This is a genomic window from Gluconobacter sp. P5B12, assembly GCF_018812035.1.
Lineage (GTDB): Bacteria > Pseudomonadota > Alphaproteobacteria > Acetobacterales > Acetobacteraceae > Gluconobacter.
On record NZ_JACRVV010000001.1, the window covers coordinates 45760 to 63930 of the forward strand.

At 56.4% G+C, this 18171-nt stretch carries 14 protein-coding genes; 10 read left to right on the top strand and 4 right to left on the bottom strand.

Going from position 1 to position 18171, the window contains the following annotated elements:
• Positions 1-65: 65 nt before the first annotated feature.
• Complete coding sequence (locus tag KP702_RS00200; RefSeq protein WP_215768337.1) at positions 66-860, bottom strand: SDR family NAD(P)-dependent oxidoreductase; 795 nt, start codon at positions 858-860, stop codon at positions 66-68.
• Positions 861-1037: 177 nt separating this feature from the next.
• Here KP702_RS00200 and KP702_RS00205 point away from each other — a divergent pair, with 177 nt between their 5' ends.
• The 7 genes from KP702_RS00205 to KP702_RS00235 all read left to right on the top strand — a co-directional run bounded on the left by KP702_RS00205 (position 1038) and on the right by KP702_RS00235 (position 10597).
• Positions 1038-4658, top strand: coding sequence for a PAS domain-containing protein (locus KP702_RS00205; RefSeq protein ID WP_202206218.1), 3621 nt, complete (start codon positions 1038-1040; stop codon positions 4656-4658).
• A 59-nt stretch (positions 4659-4717) separates the two neighbouring features.
• A complete protein-coding gene (locus KP702_RS00210) occupies positions 4718-5557 on the top strand; it encodes an aldo/keto reductase (RefSeq protein ID WP_202206219.1) in 840 nt (279 codons plus the stop codon).
• Between the two features lie 100 nt (positions 5558-5657).
• Positions 5658-6131 carry a flavin reductase family protein gene (locus KP702_RS00215; protein WP_202206220.1) on the top strand — a complete coding sequence of 158 codons (474 nt, stop codon included), beginning with the start codon at positions 5658-5660 and terminating at the stop codon, positions 6129-6131.
• A gap of 153 nt (positions 6132-6284) precedes the next feature.
• Positions 6285-8456, top strand: a complete 2172-nt coding sequence (locus KP702_RS00220) for a TonB-dependent siderophore receptor (RefSeq protein WP_202206221.1) — start codon at positions 6285-6287, stop codon at positions 8454-8456.
• Positions 8457-8463: 7 nt separating this feature from the next.
• Entirely contained in the window at positions 8464-8736 is a 273-nt protein-coding gene (locus KP702_RS00225) for a hypothetical protein (protein ID WP_237389804.1), read from the top strand.
• A complete protein-coding gene (locus tag KP702_RS00230; protein WP_237389805.1) occupies positions 8733-9041 on the top strand; it encodes a hypothetical protein in 309 nt (102 codons plus the stop codon). Before KP702_RS00225 ends, KP702_RS00230 begins: the two co-directional genes overlap by 4 nt.
• Positions 9038-10597 (top strand): PepSY domain-containing protein, encoded by a 1560-nt coding sequence (locus tag KP702_RS00235; RefSeq protein ID WP_202206222.1) that lies wholly within the window; start codon positions 9038-9040, stop codon positions 10595-10597. The genes KP702_RS00230 and KP702_RS00235 overlap by 4 nt, the downstream gene beginning before the upstream one ends.
• Here KP702_RS00235 and KP702_RS00240 read toward each other — a convergent pair.
• Together KP702_RS00240 and queF are read right to left on the bottom strand one after the other, a co-directional pair.
• Positions 10587-11402: an aminoglycoside N(3)-acetyltransferase gene (locus KP702_RS00240; RefSeq protein ID WP_202206223.1), complete on the bottom strand. Its 816-nt coding sequence runs from the start codon at positions 11400-11402 to the stop codon at positions 10587-10589. The genes KP702_RS00235 and KP702_RS00240 overlap by 11 nt on opposite strands.
• Before the next feature lie 3 nt (positions 11403-11405).
• Positions 11406-11894, bottom strand: coding sequence for a preQ(1) synthase (gene queF, locus KP702_RS00245; RefSeq protein ID WP_202206224.1), 489 nt, complete (start codon positions 11892-11894; stop codon positions 11406-11408).
• A gap of 171 nt (positions 11895-12065) precedes the next feature.
• On the opposite strand from queF, the gene typA reads away from it, so the two are divergent.
• The 3 genes from typA (at position 12066) to KP702_RS00260 (ending at position 16717) form a co-directional block, all read left to right on the top strand.
• Complete coding sequence (gene typA / locus KP702_RS00250) at positions 12066-13886, top strand: translational GTPase TypA (RefSeq protein ID WP_086634249.1); 1821 nt, start codon at positions 12066-12068, stop codon at positions 13884-13886.
• A gap of 276 nt (positions 13887-14162) precedes the next feature.
• A complete protein-coding gene (locus KP702_RS00255; protein ID WP_046900907.1) occupies positions 14163-14462 on the top strand; it encodes a hypothetical protein in 300 nt (99 codons plus the stop codon).
• 149 nt (positions 14463-14611) lie between these two features.
• Positions 14612-16717 carry a hypothetical protein gene (locus KP702_RS00260; protein WP_215768338.1) on the top strand — a complete coding sequence of 702 codons (2106 nt, stop codon included), beginning with the start codon at positions 14612-14614 and terminating at the stop codon, positions 16715-16717.
• A 105-nt stretch (positions 16718-16822) separates the two neighbouring features.
• Here the strand turns inward: KP702_RS00260 and KP702_RS00265 are convergent, their stop codons facing one another.
• The gene (locus tag KP702_RS00265; RefSeq protein WP_046900180.1) at positions 16823-18076 is read right to left on the bottom strand and encodes a D-amino acid dehydrogenase; all 1254 of its coding nucleotides are present in this window, start codon (positions 18074-18076) and stop codon (positions 16823-16825) included.
• Between the last annotated feature and the right edge of the window lie 95 nt (positions 18077-18171).

An 18171-nucleotide genomic window follows, 5' to 3' on the forward strand; every position in this document is an offset into this window, starting at 1 on the left:
ACACCCCATAAAAAAGCCCCGACGTCGAAAGGCGCCGGGGCTTTTTTTATTCTCAACTCGGGTCTTTAGATCGTATCGACGGTTCCACCATCAACCCGCAAAGCTGCGCCCGTCGTGGCAGAGGCGAGGGGCGATGCTGTGTAAACAACGATATTCGCGACTTCGTCCACTGTTGCCATGCGCTGAAGGATGTTGCTTGGGCGGTGCTTCCGGACGAAATCCGCCGCAAGCTCTTCCACAGGCTGCGTGCTGTCAGGGTTCTGCGCCTTAAGCATGTCTTCTACGCCCTCGGAAAGTGTCGGTCCTGGCAGGATGGAATTTACCGTGACATTCGTCCCCGCCATATCCTTGGCCAGACCGCGGGCCAGACCCAGCATGGCCGTCTTGCTGACACCGTAGTCGATCATTTCCACCGGAATGTTGATTGCAGATTCCGATGCAATGAAAAGGACACGGCCCCAGTTACGCTCTTTCATGCCGGGCATGTAGGCGCGGGCCAGCCTGACACCGGAAAAGAGGTTGACTTCGAACAGCTTCTGCCAGCTTTCATCCGTGGTCTTGAAGAAGTCATTGGGGCCGAAAATTCCGGCATTGTTGATCAGGATATCAACAGCGCCTTCAGTGTTCACAAGCGTGTCACACCCTTCGGCAGTGCCAACATCCGCCACCACACTGCGGAAAGTGCCACCAGGAATACGTTCCCGCAGAACGTCCAGCGCTTTGTCTACGCTTTCCTGTTTACGGCCGTTGATGATGACGGTTGCGCCAGCTTCGGCCAGGCGCCGCGCTATGGCGAGCCCGATCCCGCCAGTGGACCCTGTGACAAGGGCTGTACGACCACTCAGATCAATTCCAAGCATGGCGGGTTTCCTTCTTCATCGGATGGCACATGGCGAAGGAAACGCAGCAAGGTCTTGATGGTCGCAAAGGTTTTATGGAAAAGGACACAGGCAGGAGGCTGCGTTCCTGTGCAGATCTGTTAGTGTGAGGTCGGCCCTCGTCCATCCGGGAAAAGCGGCGTGACCGGGAGAGACAGCATGACGGCCGGTTCAGAAGTAGCGCAAGCCAGTGGCAATGCTCTTCCTTCGATCGTGCATCAGATCAGAACAGCTCTTGAAGACTTCTCAGAGCATCTGCTGGCCCTGGCAGCCAGTCTGGGTGGTGGGGCTGCTGCGCTGGTCATGCGGGATCGTCGTGGGGAATGGGTGATAGCTTCTGGCGGAGACAGCAGTTTTCTCGCCGAGCTTGAAAGCGGAAATCCTAAGGGTGTTTGCTGCCTCCCGGTTTATGAAAACGCTCCCGAGGTCTGGTTGTGTGTCAGATGTAAAACGCCGGGGCTGGAGAATGTTCAGGCACTGTGTGCGCGCCATATTGCCCAATCATTTTCGATGGCAGATGGCTCCGGATTGGCCAGTCAGCTTCATCGGCTGGACCGCCGTATCAAGCGTATGGCTGAAGCCGCAGAAATGGGTTTTTTCCGTTGCAACCTGACGCGCCGTATTCTGTTCGGGGATGAACGTTTTGCGCAGATCTGGGGGCTTCCTCCGGAACGCTTGATGCAAGGGCTTCCGATGGAGGACGCATATGCTTGCCTCCATCCGGACGATCGCGCTGCTTACGAGAGCGTTGCAGAAGACGAACTCAGGGAAGAGGGCAGCTTCGAATACCGTGTCCGCCTTATGGTTTCGCATGCGCAGGGGCCGACAATGGTGCGGCATCTGCTCATTCGAGGTTGGCGGGATGATGATCAGCTCGACCGCGAGGATCTGTATTCCGTCGGTGTGATCATGGATGTTTCAAATGCTTCCATGGTTGCTGAAGCGCTCAGGTCCAGTGAGGCCTTTACCCATCTTCTTCTGTCCAGCTCTCCGGACTGCATTCATATCCTCGATCTGGACGGGTGCATCCGGTTCATCAACGCAGGTGGTATCGAGGCCATGGAGCTCGATAGCCCGATTATCTTGCACGGTGTGCCTTGGGTTGATCTGTGGCGAGGTCAGGCTCGTATCATGGCCATGCAAGCAGTTAAGACGGCCTTGAGTGGAGAGGCGGGGCGTTTTCAGGGCTATGCCAGTACCATGCGGGGAAACCGCCGCTTCTGGGATGTCGCCGTTACGCCGATCTTCGGAGAAGACGGGGACGTTCAGCGTCTTCTGGCGACCGGACGTGATCTGACGGAAGTCAATCAATCCAGTCTTCGGCTTCAGCTTGCACTGGACGCAGGCGCTATTGCCGGAACATGGATGTGGGATGACAATTCCTCTCTCGTGATCGGGGATGCCCGCCTGGCTGAAACGCTGGGCCTCGACGCAAAGGCACTGGAGCAGGGTGTTCCAGCTACCGCGTTCTATGCCGCCATTGAGCCTGAAGATCAGGGGCGTGTTGCAGCCGCTATTACGAATGCCCTGCATACGGGCGGACAATGTGATTTCGAATTCCGTGTCCGCACACCGATGGGGACGCGGTGGTTTGAAGGGAATGGTCGCTGCGATCTGACCGAAGACAGACGCCCGCTGCGTTTTCCTGGGATTGTGCTCGATATTGATCACAGCAAGAGACAGTCTCTGCGTCAGGCAGCTTTGGTGGAGCTTGGAGATCGGCTGCGCGCCCTAGAAAATGCTGATGAAATGGAAGGCGTTGCCGCCCAGATCCTGTGTCGCGAGCTCTCCGTAAACTGTGCTGCTTACGGGACAGTTGACGAAGCGGGAACAGGTATTCTGATCGGCGCCATGCGCACGGTCACGCTTGGATCAGGAAGCAAGATTCAGCATCAGACATCCATTCGTGGATTTCATGCCTTCCGCGATTATGGCGATTACGGACCGCTTCTGGCGCGTGGGCGGACTGTCGCGATTTCGGATGTGCGTCTGGATGCCTTGACGCTCAAGCATGTCGAACGCTTCGAAAATCTCAATATTTGCGCTCTTCTTCATGTCCCCCTGTTCAAGTTTGGCAGGCTGGTTGGCGTGATGTGTGTGTACTCCACGGTTCCGCATGTCTGGACGGAAGAAGAAATCGTTTTCACACGCGCTGTGGCGGACCGCACCCATGCTGCCATGCGCCAGGCCAAGACCCAGCAGGAACTGCGTGAGATGAACGTGATGCTGGAGGAGCGGATCCGCCAGCGAACGCGGGAGCGTGACCGCCTCTGGACCATCGCCAAAGATTTGTTCGTCATCATCAGTCGCAGTGGTCACTATATGGCCGTCAGCCCCTCCTGGCTGCGGGCGCTGGGCTATACGCAGGAAGGACTGATCGGGCTGAGGATTGAAGCTTTGTGTCATCCGGACGATCAGGCTGCGGTCTGTGAAGCGTTTGACCGGGTTCGGCTCAGTACGCCTGGGTCCGATGTCGCACTGGATGTGCGGATGAAGCACCGGAACGGCACATGGCGGCTGTATAACTGGAATTTCAATAATGAAGGTGACACCATTTACGGTGTTGGCCGCGACATTACTGAACGCAATGATCTGGAAGAGCAGTTGCGTCAGTCCCAGAAGATGGAAGCCGTGGGCCAGTTAACGGGGGGCCTTGCTCATGACTTCAACAACCTTCTCGCCGGAATAGGTGGAAGTCTCGAACTCCTTGAAACCCGACTGGTGCAGGGACGGACTGTTGGTCTTGACCGTTATATCACGGCGTCACAGGACGCGGTGCGGCGTGCAGCATCCCTGACACACCGTTTGCTGGCGTTCTCGCGTCGTCAGCCGCTGGATCCGGTTCCTACGGATGTGAATGGTCTGGTGTGTGGTCTGGAGACGCTCTTGCGCGGGAGTGTCGGCCCGTTGGTGTCGATCCAGTTTGATCTGCAACAGGGTATCTGGACGACACGGGTGGATGCCAACCAGCTTGAGAACGCAGTGCTCAATCTCTGTATCAACGCACGGGATGCCATGCAGGAGAGCGGCGGAACCATTCGGATTGTGAGCGCCAATACTTCTCTGGGCCCTGTGGCCAGTCACGAAGCGGGTGTGTCCGTTGGCGACTACGTGCTTTTGAAGGTTGAGGATAACGGCTGCGGCATGGCGGAAGAGACGCTTCAGCGCGCGTTTGATCCGTTTTTCACGACCAAGCCTCTGGGGAGGGGGACAGGTCTGGGGTTGAGCATGATCTATGGTTTCGCCCGTCAGTCTGGTGGGCAGGCGCAGATCAGGTCCCGGCCCGGAGAAGGAACATCAGTCAGTCTGTGGCTGCCCCGTTATGACGGCCCAGCCGACCTGTTGGTAGCAGATGTTTCGAAAGGTGATTTGCTGACAAAAACGGCGTCTGTTCGGCTGTCTGGGAAGCTGGTTCTGGTTGTGGATGACGAGGAAGCGGTCCGCCTTATTGTCAGTGATGTCGTTGGAGATCTGGGCGCGCGGGTTTTGACAGCAGAAGACGGTATTTCAGCTCTGGAACTGTCAGATCGTTTTTCAAATGGCATTCAGCCCAGCGTGATGATCACGGATATCGGCATGCCAGGGGGAATGAACGGGCGGCAGCTCGCTGCGCGGATGCGAGACAGATTTCCCGATCTGAAAATTCTGTTCATTACCGGCTATGCGGAGCAGAATATTCTGGATGAAGGCCTGCTTGAACCTGGATGTGCTTTGCTGGTGAAACCTTTCAGCACAGAAGCTCTGGCGCGCAAGCTTTCACAGCTCGTGGCGCCAGCCTGAACTCAGTCGGCCGATCAGGCGTTTGGTCTGTAAGAACAAGATTTGAAAAGGAATTTCTGATGAACGATGAGGTGCCATATCTGGATAACCAGACAAGAATTACGCTGAATGATGGCCGCGTTATTCCGCAGCTTGGGCTGGGTGTGTGGAAGACGCCTCCTGAAGAGACAGCAACGGTTGTCCGGGAGGCTGTAAAGCTCGGATATCACTCTGTCGATACGGCACGCCTCTATCGGAACGAAGATGGCGTCGGTGAAGGTCTGGCGGACTATCCCGATGTGTTCGTGACAACGAAAGTCTGGAATGACGAGCAGGGCTACGACAGTACGCTGCGTGCTTATGAGGAAAGTTGCCGTCTGCTGCGTCGCCCGGTTCTGGACATGTATCTTATTCACTGGCCAATGCCGGAACAGGGTCAGTATGTGGAAACATGGAAGGCCCTCGTGACGCTGCAAAAGGAAGGGCGCGTCAAGTCCATTGGCGTGTCCAATTTCGAGCCAGAACATTTGTCGCGCATCATGGATGCAACCGGCGTTGTGCCGGCTGTCAACCAGATCGAACTTCATCCATTTTTCCAGCAGAAGGCGCTGCGGGCCTTTAACGAGCAACACAATATCCGCACGGAATCATGGCGTCCGCTTGGGAAAGGGCAGGTGCTGGATAATGCCACGATCGGGGAAATTGCTCGAAGTGTAGGGCGGACGCCTGCTCAGGTCATTATTCGTTGGCATCTGCAGAGCGGTCTTATCGTGATACCGAAATCGGCGAACCTGAAGAGATTGGCGGAGAATCTGGATGTCTTCGATTTTACCCTGACAGAGAACGACATGGCGGCGATCGCAAAACTTGATCGTGAAGATGGCCGCATGGGCGCCCACCCCATGACTGCCCGCTTCTGAAAAAGAGATCGTCTTGCGAAAGGGCCGCTTCTGGTGACAGTCGTGGTTCTCCTGTAATGGTGCCGGAACCAAAAATTCCGACGATGGCAGGAGAGTTGTCATGACGACACTGAATGAGCAGGACTTTCGCCGGGCGATGTCCCATTTCGCAACGGGTGTCGCTGTTGTGACGGCCAAGGGAAGCGAAGGCGAGCAGGGCGCAACCATCAGCGCCCTGACATCTGTTTCCCTTGATCCGCTCCTGCTTCTGGTCTGCCTGCATCGTGGCAGCTCGACTTATAAAGCGATTGCTGAAGCCGGGCGTTTTGGTCTGAGCATCCTGAACAATAGCCACAAGGATGTGGCCATGCTGTTTGCCAGCCGCACAGCAGATAAATTCGGATCAGACGTCGTTGTACGAGCGGAAGACGGTACGGCGTTTATTGATGGCGCACTGGTGCAGATGCATTGCGAATTGGTGGAGACGTTTCAGGGCGGTACGCACGCACTGTTCATGGCAAAGCCGACGTCCATCACCGTTCGTGATGAAGCCCCGTTGCTTTACTTCCAGGGACAGTTGGGGATTGAGGCGTAAGAGCACGCTTGTTTGGTTACAGGCGTGCGACCGTAGGTAATGATTTGAAAAAGTGATGGAGATTTCGAAGGCTTTTCGGAATTTCCAGCTTTCAGTTGTTGAGAATAATTATCATTAGTGTTATCTCCCCGCTCGCTTTTCGGAGATTTGGCGATGCGGGTACGGTCGTGTCTTATTCCCTGTGCAACAGTGTTGCTGGGGCTGCCTTCGGGTCTGGTGTTCGCGCAGGAGCCGGAGAAGGAAGGTTCAAGGCATCATCAGCCTGAGCCTGTTCGGCAGGGACAATCGGCTGATCACGCCCGGGAAGAGCGCCTGAAAGTGAAGGGCAGCCATGTCGGGTTGCTTTCGGTTGGCGGAAATGCCGCAACCAAAACGTCCACGCCGCTTGAAGATGTTCCTCAGAACCTGACGGTTATTACCCAGGCGCGCATGGCGATGCTGAACTCACGCAGTGTGTCCGAGGCGGTTCGCTACGCTGCGGGTGTTTCTGACTATGGCTCCAAGGATGACCCACGCGGATATTTCGGGACAATCCGGGGTTTTTCCCCGGATATCTATCTTGATGGAACACGTACGCCCGATGCCGCGTCCTCGCAGTCCTTCAGCATAGAGCCGTGGGGACTTGAAGAAATGGACGTGCTGCGTGGGGCTTCATCGGCGTTGTATGGCTCCGGGCAGCTTGGCGGCATCATCAACGCGGTCAGTAAGCGGCCCCGTGAAAATCAACAGAACGAGGTTGCGTTTCAGACTGGATCCTACAGCCGCGTTCAGGGCGCTGCGGATGTCGGGGGAGCCATTGACTCCGGCAAAACGCTTTTGTGGCGTTTCAATGGTCTTCTGCGTAAGTCCGACACCTACGCGAAGAATATCAAGAATAACGAAGTCTATGTTGCGCCGTCCCTGCGCTGGCGCCCGGATAGCAAGACAGATTTCACAATCCTTGCGAGCTATGAACAGCTTGATGCAGGGTCAACAGCTCAGTTTCTCCCGTCTGTTGGAACGCTTTTTGCCAGTCCTTACGGGTACATCGCGCGTAATTTCCTGAGTAGCGATGCTGATTATGATGTGTATTCGAAGCGTCAGGTCGCCCTTGGTTACAGCTTCACGCGGCGCCTGACCCCGAACTGGACCATCAGCCAGAATATGCGATACGCGCATCTGGATCTGGACTATCGGTTCGTGACGGCTGTTGCCCTGTCTTCCGATCAACGCACACTGACGCGACGGGCGTTGCTACAGTCCGCTAATTACAACAACGTGACGCTGGATACGCGCTCCAACCTGAAGCTCAAGACGGGGCCGGTGCATCATGAGCTACTGGCTGGTGTGGATTTCCGAAGTGATTTTCTGGCCAGCCGCCGCGGACAGAGAACGGCTCCGTCCCTGGATCTGTACCACCCCGTCTATCGCACGATCAGTTGGCCAACCTATGGCACTACGACCAATACGAACGAGACCGAGACGCAGACTGGGATTTACGCGCAGGAACAGGCGGAGTGGCATCATCTCTATCTGACCCTCTCGGGACGAGAGGATTTTACGGAAAGTCTCACTGTCGATAATCGTACGGGGACACAGACCCCTCAACAGAACAATGCTTTTACTGGGCGTGTCGGGCTGCTCTACAAGTCCTCTATCGGCCTGGCGCCTTATGTTTCTTATGCGACATCTTTTCAGCCTCAGGTCGGAACGACGCGTGAGAATACGCCTTTCCTGCCAACGCGCGGAAAGCAGATCGAGGCTGGCCTGAAATACAAGCCGCCGCACGGAACGCCTTGGGGCGAAGACTTCATGCTGACGGCTGATTTCTTCAATCTGGTCGAAACCAATGTTCTGACAACTGACCCTGCTGATTCGACCTATGACATCCAGACGGGCGAACAGAGAACGCGTGGGTTTGAGGCGGAAGGCGTCGGACGTCTTCCATACAGGATCGATATGTTGGCTTCTTTCACCTATCAGGATCCCCGGATTACAAAGACAACCGTTGCGGCCCAGAAAAATCAGCGCCCGGTTGCGGTCCCGTCTCATATGGCATCCCTGTTCCTGAAGCGGGATTTTCGGCTGACGAAAAACTGGGTTACGGGACTAGGTGCAGGTGTACGCTATACGGGTAATACGGCAGGAGCATTGCCGGAAACATTCACGGTTCCAAGCCAGCTTGTCTGGGATTTGCAGGCTCATCTGGATTACCGGCGTTTTGGAATGCAGTTCAATGGGACCAACATCGCAAACCGCCATTACGTAGCAATGTGTACGCGTTCGGTTGCCTGTGCCTGGGCACCAGGACGAGCAGTATTCGTTACTTTGTCCTATCGTTGGTAAATGGCTCGTGGTGTTCGAACTCCTTTCTGTAGTCCTGACCATTCTCGCCGCAGGACTGTTTTACCTGTCGGCGCCGTCTCAGTGTTTGATACGTCGCTCTCTCTCATTGCGTGCAGGCGTAGTGCCGGGGCTGCTCAGTCTGTTGGCTGCGGTAGAGGTAATGGCCCTGAGGATACATCTCCTCACAGCGCTGCTGGTGGTTGGAACCGTGCTGATGCTGGCGTGTAGTCTGCTGCCTCTGACACTGGCGATTTTCAGGCCTCAGGGGCGCACATTGTGAGTGGTACGACGCAGCCCAAGCCATTGGATGGCACAGGATGGATCGGGAAGGTGTTGGCTGGACTGATACTCGGCGCGGCGCTCGCGATCGGTCTGATGGGCATCCTGGGGCTGGTGTTTCACGCCGATGCCCAGCTTAAAACCGCAGCATCCCAGATTTTGCGCTGGTTTCCCGGGCCTGTCTGGGGGCTTGTGGTGGCATTTTCTTTCCTGTTCCGCTCCCCCCGTCAGGCATGGCTGACGCTGGTTCTCGTCAATGCCGGGGTGTGGGTCCTGTTTTTCCTGCTGCATGGTGTCATGGCATGAAGATTCGCGGGGATGTCGTCCGGCTTTACCGGAATGTTCATAGCTGGGTGGGCATTATGGCAGGGCTGTTCCTGTTCATCGCCTTCTACGCAGGCGGCATGACAATGTTTGAATTGCCGCTGGGGAACTGGGCCTCTCGCACAGCCACGTTGCCAGCACCAGTTCCGGCAGATCGCCTGTCCGAACTGGTGCAGAAGGCCGAGACGGCAGATCCGTCCATGATTGCCAACCATACTGTGGTTTTGCATCCGGATGAGACCAGTCCATCGAGCCTCATGTGGGTTGTCTCATCAGACAGGGACCATGGGCCTGCACGGACAGTTTATGCAGGTCTGGCCGCAGATGGCACACTCGTTACCCAGACGAGAACACCCTCGCAGGTCGGGTATTTCCTCAACATCCTGCATCAAAGAATAGGCCTTCCCCTGAACCGGGAATATGGGCGCCTCATTATGGGGATTGTGGCGCTCTTGTATGCTGTGGCGCTTGTGTCGGGCACGATTGTTCTGCTGCCCTCTCTGGTTCGTAATCTCTTTGCCGTAAGACTGACCGAAAATCTGCGCCGCATGTGGCTCGATTTCCATACGTTGCTGGGTGTTTGCTCCCTGCCGTTTCACATCGTGATGGCTGCAACGGCTGCTGGGTTTGCATTTCATCAGCCCATCATGGCGGTGGAAAAAACCCTGTTTCTGCCAGCAGTGTCCGCACATCCGCCTCAGAAAAATCACTCGCACCAGGGTGACCGGCCTCAGGCACTTCTTGAGCCGCTGGCGATTGTCGATGCCTTCCGAAAGCAGGTTCCGGGGCTTGAGCTGGACACGCTGGCCTATTCCAGCCGGGGCGGGAAGCTGTCTTTGCACGTGACGGTACAGGATGCGGCGCAGATCAGCCGGCGACCGGATGGGGGGTATGGCGAGGTCAATCCTTACACAGGGCGCCTGATCTCAACTGATTTTCTGCCCAACCATCAGAAGCCAGCATTCCAGGCCCTCACGTTGATCTACGCTCTGCATTTCGGGACTTACGGAGGGTGGCTGATCCGGTGGGGCTATGCTGTTTTGGGGTTTGGTGGAGCATTCCTGTTTTACTCAGGCAATCAGCTCTGGATCTCATCGCGCAGGCGCCGTGACCGCTCCGCTGGTCTGACGGAAGACAGCTTTGGAACGCGCTGCCTTTCGGCTCTGACAACAGGCTGCATGATTGGCTGCATCAGCGGTGTATCCGCAGTTCTTGCTGCCGCGCCTTTCTTACCAGAAGGAGGCCACTACCAGGCAGCTGAGGCCCTGTTTTACGCGGTCTTTTTCATCTGCCTCACTGTCGCTGCGTGTTGGGGCGGAACGAGAAGTCTTCGCCCCCTTCTAACTGTGGCTGGCGTGCTGACCCTTCTGATCCCCCTGACGGACATGACACGATCTCTGACGTCGGGAACGGTCACGTCCTTGGCTGTGAGTGTGGATGGTGTGGCGCTTGTTTATGGAGCGGCTCTCATTGTGCTGGCTCTCAGAAAGAGCCCGCACAGGGGGACTGAAATACGCCTCCCGGTTACTACGTCATAAGGGACGGTAAGCTCCACATTTCCACGGCCGTATCGACGGCCTGAGCGACTGGGAACAGCCGCGAGGGGGCCGCTCCGACATGGCCATGTTGGAGCATAGCCTGCCCATCCAGTTTTGCCCCTACAGCCGGAAAGCGCTCCACATTCGTTTGCGGCATGCGGAACCGGACCCAACGACGTTCCTCATCCACCAGCAGAGCAGTTCCGTCTTCAAACGTGGGACCGTGCGGATCTGAGAGGCGTTCCGCCAGATGAAGCGCCGTACAGGTTTCCCAGCCTGTGCCGATCATCAGCACGTAAGCGCCGCACTGGTTCAGAGCCGCGAGAGGCGAAACAACGCCAAACGGGTCCTCGAGAGGATGGCTGGAGAGAATGTCTGCAGCCCGTGGCCCCCGGGCTGTAAAGGACACCTGCGGATGCAGGCTCCGGAGCGTCCCGGGCCACGTACGGAAGGTCTCGGCAACTGTGCCAACGCCCCGCGTGGAGGTTGTGCGGGGATCGAACGCAGGCATGCTGGCTCGGATCGTGTCCCACCAGGTCTGTGGAACGGGTGGATCACACCATCCGGCGGGATCGCTCAGATCCGAAGACTGCGCAGGCATGACGATCGTGCCTTCCGGCCCCACAACCTGAAGAAGAGCCTCAATAACACTTCTTGCCCCGCCACAGATCCAGCCAATACGGCTCATGGCCGTATGAACCAGAACCGTCATGCCGGGTTCAACGCCAATCCGTCTGAAATCAACCGCCAGCCGTGCCTGGGTGACAGGCCCGCGGGCACGGGCAATGGCAGCCGCTTCAGTCATGTCTCAGCCACGGCCCCGATAGCCGGGAACGTCCTGTGAAGGAATCCAGACGCCTGCTGGTGGCTCACCTGTCTGCCAGAAGACATCGATTGGAATGCCGCCGCGGGGGTACCAGTAGGCTCCGATGCGCAGCCATTCCGGATCGAGCAGTTCGACAAGGCGTTCGGCAATCGCAACGGAACAATCCTCGTGGAAAGCGCCATGGTTGCGAAAGCTGGTCAGGTACAGCTTGAGAGACTTGCTCTCCACGATCCATTTGCTCGGGATGTAATCGATGACGATGTGCGCGAAGTCCGGCTGGCCCGTCACGGGGCAAAGAGACGTGAACTCCGGTGCTGTGAAGCGCACGACGTATTTGCGACCCTGATGAGGGGAGGGCACACGCTCCAGAACAGCTTCTTCCGGGCTGTTTGCGGCGGCCGTGTTACGGCCAAGCTGGCTCAGGGCGTCAGTTCCCGGGGCGGAAGGCCCCGTTGGATGATGGTCGGACATGGTGGATTCTTCTCGCGGAAAGACTGTGTTTTCCGAAGATGTGGACCAGCTTTGCGCCTCACTCAACCCGGCCCCTTTACGAAAAGACTGCGACAGAGTTTGCATATTCGCGGGATTCGGTGCAGAAGACGGCGCAAATTCTTATCTTCGATGCACCGTCTGGAAGACCACATGGAAATCCGTAACATCGCCATCATCGCGCACGTCGATCATGGCAAAACCACGCTGGTTGACGCGCTCCTCAAGCAGTCCGGCTCTTTCCGCGAGAACCAGCACGTTGCTGATCGCGCGATGGACAGCAATGACCTCGAACGCGAGCGTGGTATCACCATTCTTGCCAAGTGTACGTCCGTTGTCTGGAAAGACTCGCGTATCAACATCATTGATACGCCGGGCCATGCTGACTTCGGTGGCGAAGTCGAGCGTATCCTGAGCATGGTGGATGGCGCGATCATCCTTGTTGACGCCGCTGAAGGCGCTCTGCCGCAGACGAAGTTCGTTCTGGGCAAGGCTCTGGCCCGTGGCATCCGCCCGATCGTGGTCGTGAACAAGATCGACCGTAGCGACGCGCGTCCGGACGAAGTGCACGAAGAAATCTTTGATCTGTTCGCATCCCTGGGCGCTGATGAGCACCAGCTCGACTTCCCGATGCTGTACGCTTCCGGCCGTCAGGGCTGGGCTGATCTTGAGCTGGACGGACCGAAGAAGGACCTGTCCCCGCTGTTCGATCTGGTTCTGCGCCACGTCCCGACGCCAAACGTCGACAAGGATGCGCCTTTCGGCATGGTTGCAACCATCCTTGAGAGCGACAACTTCCTTGGCCGTATCCTGACGGGTCGTATCGATCAGGGCCGTGCGAAGGTGAACATGCCGGTTCGCGTGCTGCGTCCGGACGGAACGGTTGTTGAAACCGGCCGTCTGACCAAGCTGCTGTCTTTCCGTGGTCTGGACCGCGTGCCGGTTGATGAAGCCGAAGCTGGTGACATCGTGGCCGTTGCTGGTCTGTCCGAAGCAACGATTCCGGACACGATTGCTGACCCGTCCATCAGCGAGCCGCTGCCGTCCCGTCCGGTTGATCCGCCGACCCTGTCCATGACCTTCCGCATCAACGATGGCCCGCTGGGTGGCCGTGAAGGCAAGAAGGTTACGTCGCGTCAGATCCGTGACCGTCTCTTCAAGGAAACCGAAGGCAACGTGGCCATTAAGGTTACGGAAAGCCCGGAAAGCGAAGCTTTTGAAGTTGCCGGTCGTGGTGAACTTCAGCTTGGCGTTCTGATTGAGCAGATGCGTCGTGAAGGCTTTGAGCTGACGATCGGTCGTCCGCGCGTTCTCTTCCGTGAAAACGAAGAGACCGGCGATCGTGAAGAGCCGTTCGAAGAAGTTCTGGTCGACGTTGACGAGCCGTATTCTGGCGTTGTCGTCGAGAAGATGTCCCTGCGTAAGGGTGTGATGCAGGACATGCGTCCGTCCGGTGGTGGCAAGGTTCGTCTGACGTTCCTGATCCCGTCCCGTGGCCTGATCGGCTATCATGGTGAGTTCCTGACCGACACGCGCGGTACGGGCCTCATGAACCGTCTGTTCCATGGTTATCTGCCATATGTCGGCACGATCGAAGGCCGTCGTAACGGCTCGCTGATCTCCGCTGAAGATGGTCAGACAACGCAGTACGCGCTGTTCGCCCTTCAGGATCGTGGCACGATGTTCGTGGACGCTGGCGAGAAGATCTACACAGGTATGATCCTGGGTGAGCACTCCCGCGAGAACGATCTGGACATCAATGCGGTCCGTGAAAAGAAGCTGACCAACATGCGTGCATCCGGCAAGGACGAAGCCCTGCTTCTGACGCCGCCGCGCCGTATGAGCCTTGAGCAGGCCATCGCCTACATTGAAGACGATGAGCTGGTTGAAGTGACGCCATCCGCCATTCGTATCCGTAAGCGTTACCTGGATCCGAACGAGCGTAAGCGCGCTTCCAAGAGCCGCGAAAGCTGATCTTTCCCATCAGGGAATAGATTTCGAAGAACGCGCACCGGGTTTCCGGTGCGCGTTTTTTTTATGGCTGAGAGTCGAGAGGCAAGAAATCAGGAAGTCCTCGACGCGACTTTGGCGGAATTGAGGCGTATTTGCGAAGAGGAGCCGCTATCCCCCTGAAATTTCATAAAGTTAATGCACGACGAAGACGCGCGCTGGTGCTAATTTCAGAGCATGGCCACTTCGAATTTTCTGAAATGTGGTCCGTTTTTCAGTTCTCTGGAGCTTCGTTCTCAGATGCGCCTTTTCAATCGTTCCCTAATCGCCGCCGTTTCTGCTCTGGCCCTGACAGCTGCTCCGGCTTTCGCTGATCCAGTGTCTGCTCCGGTCGAAGCAACGCCTGCTCCGACGGCTCCTGCCGCGCCAGCAGAACCTGCTGCGCCTGCCGCCGCTCCGGAAGCTGCATCCACGGATGCTGCAACGTCCGACAAGACGAGCACCACGAAGAAGCATCATCACAAGAAGCACCATCACAAGAAGCATAAGAAGGCTGCCGCTGCTGCCTCCACGACGGATGAAGCAGCACCGTCCAACTAATGACGGCTTACCCGGTTTTACCGGGTAGTGAGTAGAGGAAAGCGGGATCGGCTCAGGCTGGTCCCGCTTTTTTTGTTTTTACTGTACGGTCCTCTCAAACCTTTGCTTGCAAGACATACAGTCGTTTCAATTTTCCGGGTGTGGATTTCATGGCTTCTTATCTTTTGTCTTGGCATGGGACGCTTGTTTCCAGCAGGGAAGCCTGTTTATGCACGGCATCTTTTGCAGACGTATTGTTGAAAGTGGTCACACCCGTTCTGGTAGAAGGCGGATATGACATGATGCCCAGTTGGGCAGGTTTGTCGCTCTGTCCTTTGCCGGGGGCCGTACGACCGTTGTGTGTTTTGACGATGGGTACGGAGTTCCTGTCCAGTCGCAATGCCATAGACCTGGACTGGGTAGGTTATCATCTGGAATGGGAGAGTTTCTTACCAATCAAGGCCTCTCTGCTTCCTGTCCTGCATGCGCTGCTCTCTCGGAGGTGGTCCATTGGGAATGGACCTCTACAGCTGCCGTGTATTCAGGAATTTTCTCTCTTCATTGGGGATCAGAAATGGCCATTGGAGACACTTCTGGCGACAATCGAAGAGGATACTATTCTTCTGCAGACTGCAGGCGATGAAACCGTCTGGATTTTAGGAGCCTGCCCGTCCGCCCTCTTGTCCAAGCTTTTGCGTGGCGTGTCCGAAAGTTTCGTCGGGGCAGTTTCTACCCCTGAGACTGAAGAACTGCGCAGGCAGATTTTAAGGGTGTCCGCTGCACCGCATGAAATCATTCATCTCCTGTATTTGGCCCGGATGTGTGCAGAGCAGGAAAGAATGACTTTTGGACAAGAGTTTCTAAAATATGCCCGCCTTTATGATGCCCGTCCGGATCTAGGCTATTTCCAGGCCGTCTTGGCGGAGCGCATGGGAGATCATGCCGCCGCGACTAAGCATCTCTCGGATGCGCTGGCGCAAAAATTTTTTGATTCGACCATGCTCAAGCAGCTTGATTACCTGCAGGCCAGAATGGCAGCAGGAGAGAACATGCTTTTTCTTCTGCCAGAACTGATGCAACAGGTTTCAGGAAGTGGCTTCGATCCTCTTTTTGATTCCCTGATGCTCTCTCAGAAGCTGGCCGCAACAAACAATCAGGATGTGGTGCAGGCCTATAGTCTGATGTTTGAGCAGTTCTGTTTCAGTAAAAGCCGAGACCGTGGTCGGGCGCTTTTGCGCCATGATCAGACTGGTAATGGCGTCCGTTACTGGAGCGAGATTTGTTTAGGGCATGACGCGTGGCTGTCCGGGGATCGAGCTGCCGCAGACAGGCATTATGGCGAGGCCAAGACCCAAGCCATCGAAAACGGGATCATGCCAATCCACTATAATTGCGGTGTGTTTTCCTGGTTGCCTGAAGCTGAGGTTACTGGCCTTGAAAACAAAGTCGTGGAAGACCGTCTTGGAACCTCGGGGTGGACTTGGAAGTCCAGTGTTCTTCCGGGGCAGGAGGACGTTCAGCCAGAGCTTTGTCTGGTTTTCGGCTGTGATACTGGATACTTCCAGTTCATTCCCAAGCTAGTCCTATCTTTGCTGAAAGTGTGCATGGCCCGACCGAAGGGTGGCCGCATCCGGCTCTGTCTGGGTATCGATAGCCCGACGAAGGAACAGTTGGACTGGTTGGAAGAGATAGTCAGTGCCTTGTCAGGGCATGATTATGGGCTTGATTTCACCTTTGCGCATGGCCCGCTGACCTACCGCGACGGTGCAACCTATACGGCCATTCGATATCTGATTTTTCCGGAAATTGCCGAGCGCTGGAGCTGTCCGGTCATTACCGCAGACTGTGATGGCTACTTTCCGTCAGATTTTTTGACACTCTGGGAAGAGATGAAAGCCACGGCAGATTATGGCTTTCGCCTTTATGCTTACGATAAGGCCGGGCATCAGTTTTTTGGAGAGCCGTGGGGTTTTGGGGCTGGCATCTCCTACTTTGGGAATGCGGAGAAAGTGCCCGACATCGCCCGTTTCCTGCATAATTATCTTCAAATTGCCTATAATCCGGATAATCCGACCAACTGGTGTATCGACCAATGCGCTTTAGTGCAGGCTTACAAGCAGTTTGTAGCACCGGATTGGGAGACGTTGCGTATTCGCTTCATGGATGACGGAACGCCTTTGATGGTGATGCCCCATCATGTGGGTGGCAAGCAGGAGTTGCTTGAGCACGAAGGCACTGTGTCTGCAGAGGATGTTCGGGCTTTTCTGTCCGCTTGAGCGGAAGAGTATGGCTGAAAGTTGGTTCTGGCAGATCACGTCAGATTGGTCTGCCAGAGAAAGAACGCTGCTATCAGCCTTTATAAAGCCGATAGCAGCATCGTTTTACAGGTAGCGATCGAGAGAGAGATCCAGTGACGGGATTGCCGTCTGCCGGCCGGAGATCTGGTCTGCAACGATCTGGCCGGAGCCCGCTGCCATGGTCCAGCCCAGCGTGCCGTGACCGGTGTTAAGCCATAGATTGCCGTAGCGCGGAGCTGGCCCGACGATGGGTGTGCCATCTGGCGTGCAGGGACGCAGGCCGGTCCAGTAACGGGCGGCGGAGAGGTCGCCGCCGCCGTACATCTCGTTGAACGACAGTTCCAGCGTTTCACGACGGTCCGGGCTCAGGCGTAGGCTGAAGCCAGTCAGTTCGGCTGTTCCGCCGATGCGGATGCGATCCCCGAGGCGGGTGATGGCAACCTTGTAGGTTTCATCATTCACCGTGGATACCGGCGCACGGCTCTCATCTGTGATTGGCATGGTCAGGGAGTATCCCTTGACCGGATAGATCGGCAGACGCAGCTCCAGCGGCTTCATCAAACGCGGGGAGTAGCTACCAAGAGCCAGCACATACGCATCTGCTGTCAGGCGGCCAGCGCTGGTACGAATGCTCACGATGGATTTGTCAGCCGCTTCGATCGCTTCAATCGTGGTGCCAAGGCGGAACTTCACACCCTTCTGCTCGGCCATGGCAGCGAGGCGACGTGTGAAGAGATGCGCATCACCCGTCTGGTCGCCTGGAAGACGCAAGCCACCACGCAGGCGATGGCGGGCATGGGCCAGACCCGGCTCATGAGCAATGATTTCATCGACGTTCAGAAGCTGATGATCCACACCGCTTTCCGCCAGAAGACGCATGTCTTCGGCTGCGTGTTCGACCTGGGCATCCGTCCGGAAAAGCTGGATTAGACCTTTTTGGTCTCCGTCATACGTGATGCCGGTTTCGTCGCGGAGGGCGTCGATTTTATCGCGGGCGTACTCCGCAATCCGAAGCATACGGCTCTTATTAATGTCGTATGCTTTTTCCGAACAGTTCGCGAGCAGCTCGCCCATGAAGCGGAACATGGCCGTATCGAAGCGCGGGCGGATGATCAGCGGGCTGTGTTTGCTGGTCATCCATTTGGCGACTTTGAACGGCAGACCCGGCATGGCCCATGGTGTCGAGTAACCAGGGGAGACCTGACCGGCGTTGGCGAAGGACGTTTCAAGCCCTACGCCAGGCTGCCGGTCAATAACCTCAACTTCATGACCTTCCTGAGCAAGATACCAGGCGGTTGTCACGCCGATGACGCCGGCGCCCATGACGATGATTTTCATGACAGTTCTGCTGCTTTCCGATTGGTAGAAAACCGTATTTTCGATTTGGTACCGATCAGATCAGCACCAGCGGAAACGGTTGTCTACCCCCGGCT

Bases quoted from the DNA above. Each gene is read 5' to 3' on its own strand.
- KP702_RS00200 (WP_215768337.1), bottom strand. From the start codon at position 860: ATGCTTGGAATTGATCTGAGTGGTCGTACAGCCCTTGTCACAGGGTCC.
- KP702_RS00205 (WP_202206218.1), top strand. From the start codon at position 1,038: ATGACGGCCGGTTCAGAAGTAGCGCAAGCCAGTGGCAATGCTCTTCCT.
- KP702_RS00210 (WP_202206219.1), top strand. From the start codon at position 4,718: ATGAACGATGAGGTGCCATATCTGGATAACCAGACAAGAATTACGCTG.
- KP702_RS00215 (WP_202206220.1), top strand. From the start codon at position 5,658: ATGACGACACTGAATGAGCAGGACTTTCGCCGGGCGATGTCCCATTTC.
- KP702_RS00220 (WP_202206221.1), top strand. From the start codon at position 6,285: ATGCGGGTACGGTCGTGTCTTATTCCCTGTGCAACAGTGTTGCTGGGG.
- KP702_RS00235 (WP_202206222.1), top strand. From the start codon at position 9,038: ATGAAGATTCGCGGGGATGTCGTCCGGCTTTACCGGAATGTTCATAGC.
- KP702_RS00240 (WP_202206223.1), bottom strand. From the start codon at position 11,402: ATGACTGAAGCGGCTGCCATTGCCCGTGCCCGCGGGCCTGTCACCCAG.
- queF (WP_202206224.1), bottom strand. From the start codon at position 11,894: ATGTCCGACCATCATCCAACGGGGCCTTCCGCCCCGGGAACTGACGCC.
- typA (WP_086634249.1), top strand. From the start codon at position 12,066: ATGGAAATCCGTAACATCGCCATCATCGCGCACGTCGATCATGGCAAA.
- KP702_RS00255 (WP_046900907.1), top strand. From the start codon at position 14,163: ATGCGCCTTTTCAATCGTTCCCTAATCGCCGCCGTTTCTGCTCTGGCC.
- KP702_RS00260 (WP_215768338.1), top strand. From the start codon at position 14,612: ATGGCTTCTTATCTTTTGTCTTGGCATGGGACGCTTGTTTCCAGCAGG.
- KP702_RS00265 (WP_046900180.1), bottom strand. From the start codon at position 18,076: ATGAAAATCATCGTCATGGGCGCCGGCGTCATCGGCGTGACAACCGCC.